This window comes from Brevundimonas sp. (genome assembly GCF_016463485.1).
In the GTDB taxonomy this organism is placed as follows: Bacteria; Pseudomonadota; Alphaproteobacteria; order Caulobacterales; family Caulobacteraceae; genus Brevundimonas.
In genome coordinates this window covers 1-11,852 of record NZ_JAEMRD010000104.1, presented here as the reverse complement: position 1 = coordinate 11,852, position 11,852 = coordinate 1, and the positions used below count along the sequence as shown (strand labels likewise).

General features: G+C 68.0%; 11 protein-coding genes. 3 read left to right on the top strand and 8 right to left on the bottom strand.

What is annotated here, in order from left to right:
* Positions 1 to 46: 46 nt before the first annotated feature.
* The 4 genes from JHC99_RS13550 to JHC99_RS13535 all read right to left on the bottom strand — a co-directional run bounded on the left by JHC99_RS13550 (position 47) and on the right by JHC99_RS13535 (position 4,239).
* A complete protein-coding gene (locus tag JHC99_RS13550; RefSeq protein ID WP_292154917.1) occupies positions 47 to 313 on the bottom strand; it encodes a hypothetical protein in 267 nt (88 codons plus the stop codon).
* A 72-nt stretch (positions 314 to 385) separates the two neighbouring features.
* The gene (locus JHC99_RS13545) at positions 386 to 769 is read right to left on the bottom strand and encodes a DUF1318 domain-containing protein (RefSeq protein WP_292154916.1); all 384 of its coding nucleotides are present in this window, start codon (positions 767 to 769) and stop codon (positions 386 to 388) included.
* Positions 770 to 785: 16 nt separating this feature from the next.
* A complete protein-coding gene (locus tag JHC99_RS13540; protein ID WP_292154914.1) occupies positions 786 to 992 on the bottom strand; it encodes a YnbE family lipoprotein in 207 nt (68 codons plus the stop codon).
* An 88-nt stretch (positions 993 to 1,080) separates the two neighbouring features.
* Positions 1,081 to 4,239: a YdbH domain-containing protein gene (locus JHC99_RS13535; protein ID WP_292154913.1), complete on the bottom strand. Its 3,159-nt coding sequence runs from the start codon at positions 4,237 to 4,239 to the stop codon at positions 1,081 to 1,083.
* A 397-nt stretch (positions 4,240 to 4,636) separates the two neighbouring features.
* On the opposite strand from JHC99_RS13535, the gene JHC99_RS13530 reads away from it, so the two are divergent.
* Complete coding sequence (locus JHC99_RS13530; RefSeq protein ID WP_366927815.1) at positions 4,637 to 5,950, top strand: peptidoglycan DD-metalloendopeptidase family protein; 1,314 nt, start codon at positions 4,637 to 4,639, stop codon at positions 5,948 to 5,950.
* 15 nt (positions 5,951 to 5,965) lie between these two features.
* On the opposite strand, the gene JHC99_RS13525 is transcribed toward JHC99_RS13530, so the two are convergent.
* The gene (locus JHC99_RS13525; protein WP_292154910.1) at positions 5,966 to 6,844 is read right to left on the bottom strand and encodes a pirin family protein; all 879 of its coding nucleotides are present in this window, start codon (positions 6,842 to 6,844) and stop codon (positions 5,966 to 5,968) included.
* Positions 6,845 to 6,921: 77 nt separating this feature from the next.
* A complete protein-coding gene (locus tag JHC99_RS13520; protein WP_292154909.1) occupies positions 6,922 to 7,623 on the bottom strand; it encodes a Crp/Fnr family transcriptional regulator in 702 nt (233 codons plus the stop codon).
* Positions 7,624 to 7,757: 134 nt separating this feature from the next.
* Between JHC99_RS13520 and JHC99_RS13515 the strand changes: the two genes are divergently transcribed.
* Both JHC99_RS13515 and JHC99_RS13510 read left to right on the top strand, forming a co-directional pair.
* Entirely contained in the window at positions 7,758 to 8,063 is a 306-nt protein-coding gene (locus JHC99_RS13515; RefSeq protein WP_292154908.1) for a 4a-hydroxytetrahydrobiopterin dehydratase, read from the top strand.
* Entirely contained in the window at positions 8,060 to 8,854 is a 795-nt protein-coding gene (locus JHC99_RS13510) for an SDR family oxidoreductase (protein WP_292154907.1), read from the top strand. The genes JHC99_RS13515 and JHC99_RS13510 overlap by 4 nt, the downstream gene beginning before the upstream one ends.
* 7 nt (positions 8,855 to 8,861) lie before the next feature.
* Here the strand turns inward: JHC99_RS13510 and cysN are convergent, their stop codons facing one another.
* Together cysN and cysD are read right to left on the bottom strand one after the other, a co-directional pair.
* Positions 8,862 to 10,823, bottom strand: coding sequence for a sulfate adenylyltransferase subunit CysN (cysN, locus tag JHC99_RS13505; protein ID WP_292154905.1), 1,962 nt, complete (start codon positions 10,821 to 10,823; stop codon positions 8,862 to 8,864).
* Entirely contained in the window at positions 10,823 to 11,767 is a 945-nt protein-coding gene (cysD, locus tag JHC99_RS13500) for a sulfate adenylyltransferase subunit CysD (RefSeq protein ID WP_292154904.1), read from the bottom strand. The genes cysN and cysD overlap by 1 nt, the downstream gene beginning before the upstream one ends.
* Between the last annotated feature and the right edge of the window lie 85 nt (positions 11,768 to 11,852).

Below are 11,852 nucleotides of genomic sequence, written 5' to 3'. Positions count from 1 at the left end.
TGCGGGCGTTGACGGAGCAGTTGTTCCTGCCCCCGCTGGGGAGGCCTTAGTCCTCCCCCTCCCGCCCCGGATCGAGCGAGTTGTCGACGCGGTCGTCCCAGCCGTCTCGGTGGGAGCGGAAGGCGAGGCTCATCAGGCCCCAGGTCAGGCCGATGGTGCCGAGCACGCCCAGGGTCAGGGCGATCCAGCCGTGGATCGTCAGCTCGCCACCGCCGATCAGGGTCCAGAAACCGGCGATGGCACCGGTTCCGGCCGCCGCCACCACAATGGCCAGCAGCAGGCGCAACAGAAAACGGACGGCAGGGTGATCCATGCCGTCCGTCGTATCAGATCGTGCAGGGCCTGTCGGCGGCCGCTTCGTCGCGGCCGTCAGGGTCTCAGCGTCCTATTTCTGGACCCAGGTGCCCGAGGCGTTGCGGTACCATTGGCCGGCGGGGATACGGGCCTGGATCAGGGTCTCGAACATGCGGACGCCTGCGACGTCCGCCGTGGTGCCGGCACCGGCCGCGCTCTGGGCATAGGCGGCGCGGCGGGCCGAGTTGGTGGTCGTAACGGCGTCGCGCAGGCCTGAGTCCGACGAGGGGGTGCGGAAGCCGAGGAAGCCGTCGGCCTGTTCGCCGACCACCCCCTCGGCCTTGGCGGCGTCGATCATGGCCTTCTGGGCCGAGGTCTGGGCCATGGCCGGCGTGGGGACCAAAGCGGACACCGTGGCGGCGGCCGTGCCGAGCGCCAGCACAGCGAAGGCGGCGGCGAGGAGATTGCGGTTCATCGTGATCATCTTTCGATCAGAACAGGTTCGGGTTTTCGCGCAGCAGGTCCTGAAGTTCCTGATCCAGGCGGATGCGGACGTTGGCGTCCAGCGTCGCATTGATCTGGATCGGATCGACCTGAAGGCGGATCGTGGGCGTGCAGGCGGCCAGGCTCCCGACCATCACGGTCGAGGCCAGGGCCGCGAAGGCGAGGCGGCGGGGAAGGCTCTTTGGCGGCGTCATGGCGGGGGGTCTCCAGGATCGACGGTTCGTAGGCTTCAGTGCGCCGCGAGCGGTGAATGCGATCTGAACGTCTATGCGGGTCTAACGGTCAAGGTAAGGACGATGTTCCCGATGGCGTGGCCGGGGCGGCGTTCCGCGCGCGGTTGATGGCCAGCAGGTCACCGACCACCTCGTTCAGGTTCAGGGTGGTGTTCAGGTTCAGGTCGATGCCGGTGTCGCTCGGCAGCGGCAGAGGCCGGTTCAGGAACTGGCGGCTGATCAGCTCGGGGATCGTCAGGCGCAGTTCCTGACGCTCGGGCGGATCGTGGCGGCCCTTGATGGCGAACATCAGCCGGACGCGGCCGTCACCCTCGCTGTTCACATTGGCCGACAGGGTATCGAAGGCCAGGTTCTCCATGGCCTGATAGGCGAGGTCCTCGACGGTGCCGGGCGGAATGGCGCCCCCGCCCCCGGCCTCGATCCCCGACAGGGCCTCGCGCTGGATCGAGAGGCGGCCGGGCTGAACGGCGGCCAGGGTTCCGGCCTGGATGCGGACGCCGGTGACGGGATCATAGGTGAAGGGCAGTCGGCCCGAGACGACGGCATCCAGGGCCACCTTGTCGTCGAACCCCGCGCCCTTGACCAGTTCACCCAGCTGGACCCGGTCGAAGACGATGACCCCGTCGAAGGGCGTGGTGCGATCGAGCGGCAGCAGGAAAGGCTCGACCCGGATGAAGCCGCCCGCGACCTGGATCTCGGCGCCCGAGACGGTGACGGCGGCCTTGCCGAGCGCGAAATTGACGTCGAGGTCTGTCAGGTCGGTGATGGTGACGAGCTTGTCCACATGCAGGATCTGGCCCGGTGCCGTCGTCAGGGGGGCCAGGTTGGTGAAGTCGATCGTGCCGCGCAGGCCCTGAACCGGTCCGGCCGGCGAGGTGAAGTCGAGACCGGGAACCGTCAGTCGGCCGGAACTGATGCCCTCGGGCAGGGCGGGGTCCCAGGCCAGCTGACCCTTGAAGGCGGCTGAGCCGGTGACGGGCGGGCTGACGATGCCGGTGGCGAGGGGCGTCAGGTCGGCGGGCTGGAGGCCACCGGGCGCAAACGTGAGCGTTCCGGTATCGATCTCCACGCCGCCGCGCCCGGTCAGGCCGTCGTGGGTCAGGTCGAGGTGGGCGACCAGGGTCTGGCCCGAGGTCAGGTCGAAGCCGCCGGTCCAGCTCTCGCCGCTGAGGGTGGCGGAACCCGAGGCCGACAGGGGGTTGAAGCGGCGCGGGGTGGTGGCGTCGGTGACGCGCGCCGAGGCGATGTCGGCGGTCAGGCCGATGCCGACGGGCGAACCCGTCACGGCCGCCGTTCCCTCTATGCGATCGACGTCGAGGGCGAGGAAGGGGGCCTTGGCCGAGAAGGCCTTCAGGCCCAGATCGGCGCGCCAGCGGCCGTCGCGAATCTCGGCCAGGGGGCGGCCCGCCGTGGTGTTCGCGGGGCAGGCCTGACCGGCGACATCGAAGACGTCGTTTTCGCCGAGTTCGAGCCGCTCGACCGCGACGTCCAGGCAGCGGGCAGCGACATAGGTCAGGACGCCACTATCGGTCGCCAGTGTCCCGGCCGTCGTGACCGTCAGGCCCTGGGCCAGGCCGAAGTCGAGGCGGGCACGGCCGTCCAGCCGGGCCGAGAATCCGCCGGGGGTCAATCGCCAGTCGGGCACGTCGAAGGTCGCCTCGGGCAGGCCCCGGCCGCGCGTCGCCGTGACTTTCAGGGCACCGCCGCCGAGGTCGCCCGGCGCGGCAGAAAAGATCGGGCGGGCGACAGGCAAAACCGTCAGGACGCCGCCGTTGCGGGGCGTCAGACGGGCCGGGGCGGTGAGGTCGATCCGGGTTCCGGCCGTTCCCGCGCTGAGACGGAATGACGGCAGGGCAACGGAGAAGTCGCCCAACGCAGCCTTCATGGCGGCGAGCTCTGGCACATCGTCGGATCCGATCGGTCCGAACAGTGGCCAGCGACCGCCGGAGCTCCTGAGCGCGCCCGTGGCCTGGATCAGGGTTTGCTCCCCCTGGACCAATCCGAGATCGGCCGTGCCGTTAAGACCCGTCAGTTTCAGGTCGGCGAAGGTGGCCGTCGCGGCGGTCAGGACCAGGGGGCCGGTGGCCTCAAAACCTGCACCGCGCCCGCCGAGCGCCAGCGCCGACGACCGGACGGCGAGATCGGAAAGGGTCAGTTCACCCGCAGAGGCGCGGGTTGCCGTCACCGTCGCCGGGCCGGTCGCGGACCAGCCGATGTCGCCCGAGTTCTGGCGTGACAGGTCCAGCCGGGTCTCGGTCAGGGTCAGGTTCGGCGTGGTGGTGGATACCCCCTGCGCGGTCACAGCGGCGGCGCGCAAGCTGCCGGTCAGGTCGCCCCTGATGCGGAAGGTCTCGATCCAGCCGGTGGTCTGGCCGCTGAACGTCAGGCGCGCATCGGGCGAGGTCGTGGCCACACCGCCGACGCCCAGTGCGTCCCCCGTCAGCGCCAGATCGAACGAGGCCCGGCCATCTGCGCGACGTGTCTTCATGTCCGGATAGGGCAGGTCGGCGACGAGGCCGAAGCGAGCATTGCGGCCCGAAATTACCGGGCCTGACAGGTCGGCGGCGCGCAGGTTCAGCCCTAGCGCCACGCGGTCGCCGGTGGTGGTCAGGTCGAGCGTGGCGGCCAGACCCGCAGCCCGCGTCCCAGCCTGGGCCAGGCCCAGATCGGGGGTCCAGGCCTTCAGCCGCATCAGCTTGCCGTTGTCGACGGTCAGGTCGGCGAAAGCGGTGACGAGCCCGTAGTCTGTGGCCAGGTTCAGGCGGCCGCCCTGGACGATGATCAGAGGCGAGCGGCTGTCGGGTTGCGGAGGCCGGCCGGTGAACTCCTCAATGACCGGATCGAGACTGCCCATGGAGAAGCGACTGTCGGACCAGCGGGCCTTCAGCACCGGCCGGGTCAGCAGTATGCGGCTGGGGGTCACACCGAACCCGGCACCCGACCACGGACCGATGAGGCGATAATCGACGCTGACGTCGCCGGAGAAATCGGGATCGCGGGGATCGCCGACGACGACCCGGCCGACGAAGCCGTCAAGCTCGAGCCGATCGACACGCACGGTCGCAGGCACCCCGCGGTCGTCGAGCCAGCCGACCAGAACCTCGCGCGCCACCACCCGCCGGTTCAGCCAGGCGGTGCCGATCACGAGGCCCAGCGCCGTCGTGGCCATCAGGGCGACGATCGCGACCCTGCGACCCGTCCGTCTCATGCGAGGCGTCGGCGTCCGGGAGGGTTCAGGATCGGCGTGCGCCGGCGCTGAGTGATCCGTCATCGGAAATAGGCGGGGGGTGTGGCCTGGAGCCGCAGGGTCATGAGGTTCGTCATAGACTGATCGCGCGAAGGGCGAAAAGCCCCGCCCGGGCGGGAGGCTCCCCCGGGATCACGGCGGTTAACGGTTTGTAACGCCCTTCTTTCCATTGTGGTCTTGCTGAGGTATACGACCTGTCTCGCGACACCGGGGTACATCGGGCGCGATCCTTGCATAGCCTTATGCAGACTTGGCGTTTCAGACTTAGATTTCCGGGGCGCTGTGGGGCGTCGTCATTTTTCGGGGACCGATGGCTCAGTTCGATCCACGCCGTCAGCCAATGCGTTTTGCACCGCACTTGCTGACTGCCACGGCCGCCTTGTCGGTCGCGCTGCTCGCCGGTCGGGTATACCAACCCGCCCAGGCGCAGGAAGTTCCCGAACTGACCCAACAACAGGTCGATGCGCTTGAAGCGCGCGCCTTCGCCGCTGCCGGAGCCCCCGCCGGACTGACCGCCCCCGAAAACGTCGCCGTCCAGATCCGCAAGGGCGAGACCTTTGAACAGGCGATGGTCCGCACCGGTATCGGTGCCGCCGAGGCCCACGCCGTCGCCGCCACCATTTCAAACGCCTTCGACCTGAACGCCATGGGCGCGGGTCTGAAGTTCGAGACCGCCATTTCCAAGCCCCGTGGCGGGATGGGCCAACCTCGCCTGATCGGCCTGACAATGCGGACGGGCCCGGCCAGCCAGTTGACCGTGTCCCGCAGCTTCGACGGCGCGCTGCGCCTGCGGGCGCTGGACGAGAAGGTCACGCACGAGACCGTCGTCGCGCGCGGCACGATCGACCGCTCGCTCGCCTCGTCGGCCGGGGCCTTCGGAGCCACCTCGGCCATCATCCGCCGCGCCACCCAGGTTCTGGCCGGCAAGCTGGACATGGGCCGCGACGTCCGTAGCGCCGACCAGTTCACTCTGGTGTTCGATCGCTCGGTCACTGAACAGGGCCGCACGGTCGCGACCGGCGACCTGCTGTATGCCGAGCTCAAGGGCCAGGCCTTCTATCGCTTCAAGCCCGCCGGCGCGCGCGAGTTCGCCTATTTCGACGCGGCCGGGCGCAATCTGCGGACCACGGCCATGCGGGCACCGCTGTCGAGCTTCCGCCGCGTGTCCTCGGGCTTCGGCGTGCGGGTCCACCCGCTGTCGGGCTATCGCAAGATGCACCAGGGCATGGACTATGCGGCCGTCACCGGAACGCCGGTCGTCTCCCCCGCCGACGGCGTCGTCGTCGAGGCGCGTCGATGGGGCGGGTACGGCAACTGGCTGCGCATCCGTCACGCCAACGGGCTCGAGACCGGCTATGGCCACCTGTCCCGCTATGGGTCGGGCATCCGCGCCGGCCAGCGGGTCACCCAGGGACAGGTCGTCGCCTTCGTCGGCTCGACCGGTGCCTCGACCGGTCCGCACCTGCACTACGAAATCTGGCGCGGTGGCCAGCGGATCAATCCGGCCGGTATCCGTACCTCCGAAGGGACCGTCCTGGCGGGTGCCGACCTGAACGCCTTCCGCGCCGAAAAGGCCCGGATCGACCGGATCATCGCCTCGGGCGGCGAGAAGCGTCAGATCGGCGCGGCCCAGGTGGCTTCAGCCGAAGGCCTGCGTCCCGCTCAGGGGTAAAACACCCTCACCTGCTCATTCCGGCAGCGGAATGAACTCCAGATCGTCCTCGTGCGGCAGGGCCATGCGGCCGGCCTTCCAGTCCGCCTTGGCGGCGTCGATGCGCGCTTGGGACGAGGCGACGAAATTCCACCAGATCAGCCGCTCGCCGATCGGCTCGCCGCCCAAGGCCATGACGGTTGAGCCCTCCAGCGCCTTGACGGTCGGCTCGGCATGCGGCTCCAACACGATCATCTGGCCGGCGTGGAAGGTCCGGTCGGCGACCTCGATCGATCCCTTGGCAACGAACAGCGCGCGTTCGCTCATCCCGCCCGAACCCTTGCCGGGCGGCGGAGCGGTGCGAACGCCCTCCTGCATCTCCCAGTGGACATAGAACAGGGGCGAGGAGGTCTTGACCTTGGCGGCGGCACCATAGGCCTCGCCCGCTACAAGCCGCGCGAACAGGCCGCCGTTCTCATAGGCGGGCAGGTCGTCTTCGCCATGGTGGTCGAAGCTGGGGTCGATGTCCTCGGCGCCGTCTGGCAGGGCGATCCAGGCCTGCATCCCGTGCATGGGACCGCCCGTCGATTTCTTGAGAGGGTCGGTGCGTTCGGAATGGACGATACCTTTGCCCGCCGTCATCCAGTTGACCTCGCCCGGACGGATCGCCTGGGTCACCCCCAGATTGTCGCGGTGCATGATCTCGCCCTCGAACAGATAGGTCAGGGTCGACAGGCCGATGTGCGGATGGGGCCGGACGTTGATCGCGTCGGCGCCGGGTGCGAACTCCGCCGGACCCATCTGGTCCAGGAAGATGAAGGGGCCGATCATCCGTCGCGTCGGAAACGGCAGGACACGCCCGACCTCGAACCCGCCGAGATCCTTGCGCCGCGCGTCGATCACCATTTCGATCATGTCGATTCCCCCAAAGCCTGCCGTAACATCGCTCCTGGATCGCCAGGACGCAACGCAGGCGCGAAGGTTTCGGTGAGTCAGCCGGCGCGCGGACGGGGAACGCCCAGATCCTTCATGACTCCGCGCATCAGGCCGTAGCAGCCACAGGATGCGGCCTCAAGCGCCTTGCGGTCCAGCACCTCGACCCAGCCCCGGCCGCGCCGGATCAGATGCTCACCTTCCAGTTGGGCCCCGACCTCACTGACCGTGGCGCGCCGCACGCCCAGCATCCCGGCGATGTCGGTCTGGGTCAGCTTGACGCGGTCGCTGTCGGAGCGATCGTGGATGGTCAGCAGCCACCGGGCCAGCCGCTCGTCCAGCCGATGCTGGGCGTTACAGGCGGCGGTCTGCTGGACCTGGGCGAACAGGCTCTCGGTGAATTTGGCCAGCGATATCCGCATGGATTCGCTCTTGCCCAGCGCGTCGGAGAAGATGTCGTTGGGCAGGCAGGCGGCGACGCCCTCCGACTGGCCGATCGCGCGGCTGGAGGCGCGGGCGTTCATGGGGCCGCAGGTGACGCCGACCAGGCCCTCGCGGCCGATGGCGGCGGTCTCGATCATCTTGTCGTCGGGCAGTACGGTCATCAGGGAGACCACCCCCTGGAGCGGGAACCAGACCTCATCGACCTCCTCGCCGGCGTCGTACAGCATCTGGCCCTGGGCGAAGGCCTTCTCGTTCAGATGAGGCTCGATCCGCTTGCGATCGGCAGGGCTGAGAGCAGCGATCCAGAGATTGTCCATCGGGGTCTCCTGTGAACAGCGACGCTTGCTAACGCTCAAGCTTGGCCATGCGTTCCCGCCGTGATCGCGCGACACGTGACGGGTGCTTGTGAGCCGCGTCGGGGCGCGCTACGCCGGTTAAAAGAGGATCGAAAATGGCCCAAGCCCCTGTTGACGTTGCGGAAGTTCTGACCGGTCTGCCCCTGTGGCAGGCGTCGGAAGGGGATCGTCCGGCGATCGAGCGGCGGCTGATATTCAAGGATTTCAACGCCGCCTTCGGCTTCATGACCCGCGTCGCCCTGATGGCCGACAGGATGGATCATCATCCGGAGTGGTCGAACGTCTACAACCGGGTCGAGGTGCTGCTGACCACCCACGACGCGGGCGGCGTCACCGAACTGGATATCAAGATGGCCCGTTTCATCGACGAGGCCGCGAAGGACATGGGAGTGACGACATGACGGCCGAAAAACAAGGACGCGTCGCGGGCAAGACGGCCCTGATCACCGGCGCGGCCGGGGGGCTGGGCGAGGCCATGGCCTGGATGCTGGTCCGCGAGGGGGCCAGGGTCGCCCTGACCGACGTGGACGGCGACCGCGCCCAGGCCCTGGCCGACGCCATCAACGCCGAGGTGGCCGGGTCCGCCTTCGCCTATGCCCACGATGTCCGGTCCGAGGACCAGTGGATCGATGTGGTCGCCCGCGCCGCCGCCGACATGGGCGGGATGTCGGTGCTGATCAACAATGCGGGCGTCGGCGACGTGCTGCTGTTCTCCGAGCAGGACACGGCCGAGAACTGGCAGCGGCAGTATGAGATCAATCTGCGATCGGTGATGTTCGGCTGCAAGCATGCGATGCCGCATCTGCGGGCCGCCGCGCCGTCTTCGATCATCAACATCTCGTCGATCGCGGGCCTGGCGGGGGCACCGGGCATGGGCGCCTATAACGCCACCAAGGCCGGGGTGTGGATGTATTCCAAGACCGTCGCGCTGGAGGCCGCCAAGATGGAGTGGAACGTCCGGGTCAACTCGGTCCACCCGGTCTTCATCAAGACCCCGATCCTGGACCCCTTCATCGCCATGGCCCACGGCGACGAGGCCAAGGCCCACGAACGGCTGGCGCGCGGCATTCCCCTGAAGCGGATCGGAGAGCCGGACGACGTCGCCTATGCGGTGCTGTATCTGGCGTCGGACGAGAGCAAGTTCGTGACTGGCACCGAGCTCAAGATCGACGGCGGGATGCTGGCGCAATAGCGCCCGATCAGACCCCGCCGCCCTCCGAGAACAGGGGGTCGGCCCTGAGATAGCCGCCGTCGCGCAGGCGGTCGACGATCATCTCGGCGGCGGCTTCGGCGGTCATGGAGGCGGTATCGACGACGATTTCCGGGTGTTCGGGCGCTTCGTACGGGCTGTCGATGCCGGTGAAGTTGGCCAGTCGGCCGGCGCGGGCCTTGGCGTAGAGGCCCTTGACGTCGCGCCGTTCGGCCTCGGCCAGGGGGGTGTCGACATGGACCTCGAAGAATTCGCCGGGCCCCATCAGGTCGCGGGCGACGCGGCGCTCTGAGCGGAACGGCGAAATGAAGGCGGTCAGGACGATCAGGCCTGCGTCGAGCATCAGTTTCGCCACCTCGGCGACGCGGCGGATATTCTCGACCCGGTCGGCGTCGGTGAAGCCCAGGTCGCGGTTCAGCCCGTGGCGAACATTGTCCCCGTCCAGCAGATAGGTGTGCTTGCCCTCGGCCCGCAGGCGTTTCTCGACCAGGTTGGCGATGGTGGATTTGCCAGCGCCGGACAGGCCGGTCAGCCAGATCACGGCCGGCTTCTGGCCCAGGTCCGATGACCGCGTAGCCTTGGACACGTCCAGCGCCTGCCAGTGCAGATTCTGGGAGCGGCGGAGCGCAAAGCGGATCATGCCGGCGCCGACCGTGGCATTGGTCATCCGGTCGATCAGGATGAAGCCGCCTGTGTCTGGTACATCCGTGTATGGATCGAAGGCGATCGGACGGTCCAGCGACAGGTTGGCGACCGCGATCTCGTTCAGGGCCAGTTCGCGGGCAGCCAGTTGTTCCAGGCTGTCGGGGTGGATGCGGTGCTTGATTTCGGTGACCTGGGCCGCGACCCGCTGGGCGCCGATCTTCAGCCAGTAGGAGCGGCCCGGCAGCAGCGGTTCGTCGGCCATCCAGACGAGGGTGGTCTCGAACTGGTCGGCGACCTGAGGGGGCGAGGCTACGCCCGCGATCACGTCGCCGCGCGAGCAATCCACCTCGTCGGCCAAGGTCAGGGTCACGGACTGGCCCGCGACGGCGACGTCGAGGTCGCCGCCCTGGGTGACGATGCGCGCGATGGTCGAGGCGCGGCCCGAGGGCTCGACCCGGATCGCGTCTCCGGGCCGCACGGTGCCTGAGGCGATCAGGCCGGCGAAACCCCGGAAGTCCAGGTCGGGGCGGTTGACCCACTGGACCGGCATGCGGAACGGCTGGGACTGCAGACGATCGGCGTCGACCTCCACCGTCTCCAGATGCTCCATCAGGGTGGGGCCGGAATACCAGGGCGTGTTCGGGCTGGCCGAGGCGATGTTGTCACCAGCGACGCCCGATATCGGGATGGCGACCACATCGGCCATGCCCAGTCTTCCGGCGAAGGCGGAATAGTCGGCGACGATCTCGTCGAACCGGCCCTGATCGTAACCGACCAGGTCCATCTTGTTCACCGCCAGGACGACGTGGCGGATGCCCATCAGATGAACCAGGAAACGGTGGCGCCGCGTCTGGGTGAGTACGCCTTTCCGGGCGTCGATCAGGATAACGGCGAGGTCGGCGGTCGAGGCGCCGGTGACCATGTTGCGGGTGTATTGCTCATGGCCGGGCGTGTCGGCGACGATGAATTTGCGCCGGTCGGTGGCGAAGAACCGATAGGCGACGTCGATGGTGATGCCCTGTTCGCGCTCGGCGGCGAGGCCGTCGACCAGCAGGGCGAAATCGATGGCCGACCCCTGGGTGCCGACGCGTTTCGAGTCCGCCTCCAGCTGGGCCAGCTGATCCTCGAAGATCATCTTGGAGTCGTACAGGAGCCGCCCGATCAGGGTGGACTTGCCGTCGTCGACCGAGCCGCAGGTGATGAACCGCAACAGGGACTTGTTCTGGTGTGCCGTCAGATAGGCGTCGATGTCGGCGGCGATCAGATCAGACGGTCTGTACACGGACGGATTGGTATCGAGGGCCATCAGAAATAGCCCTCCTGCTTCTTCTTCTCCATCGAGGCGGCCTGGTCATGGTCGATGGCCCGGCCCTGACGTTCGGACGTGGTGGTCAGCAGCATCTCCTGAATGATGGCGGGCAAGGTATCGGCGGTGCTCTCGACCGCGCCGGTCAGGGGATAGCAGCCCAGGGTCCGGAACCGCACCGATCGCAGTTCCGGCGTCTCGCCGGGCCGCAGCGGCATCCGGTCGTCATCGACCATGATCAGCATCCCGTCGCGCTCAACCACCGGGCGCGGCGCGGCGTAGTACAGGGGCACGATCGGGATGTTCTCCAGGTGGATGTATTGCCAGACATCCAGCTCGGTCCAGTTGGAGATCGGGAAGACGCGGATGCTCTCGCCGGGGTTTTTCCTGGCATTATAGAGTTTCCACAGTTCGGGCCGCTGGGCCTTGGGGTCCCAGCGGTGCTGGGCCGAGCGGAAGGAGAAGATGCGTTCCTTGGCGCGCGACTTCTCCTCGTCACGTCGGGCCCCGCCGAAGGCCGCGTCGAAGCCATGCAGGTCCAGCGCCTGTTTCAGCCCCTCGGTCTTCCACAGATCGGTGTGCATGGCCGAGCCGTGGTCAAAGGGATTGATGTTGCGGGCCACGGCGTCCGGGTTCTTGTGGACCAGAAGCTCCATGCCGTACCGCGTCGCCGAGGCCTCGCGCATGGCGTACATGTCCCGGAACTTCCAGGTCGTGTCGACGTGCAGCAGGGGAAAGGGCGGCGGGGCGGGATAGAAGGCCTTGGCTGCCAGATGCAGCATCACGGCCGAATCCTTGCCGATCGAATACAGCATCACCGGCCGCTCCGCCTCGGCGACGACCTCGCGCAGGATATGGAGGCTCTCGGCCTCCAGCCGCTGAAGATGGGTCAGGCTGGGCACGGCGGGTTCTCGGCAAGCGGCTACGGGCCGCGACATAGTCATGACACGGCGAGAGGCCGCCACGAAATCTGCTGCGGGTGGGGGATAGCGGGGCTCACGAGCGCGGCCTCCTCACCCCCAACAACCC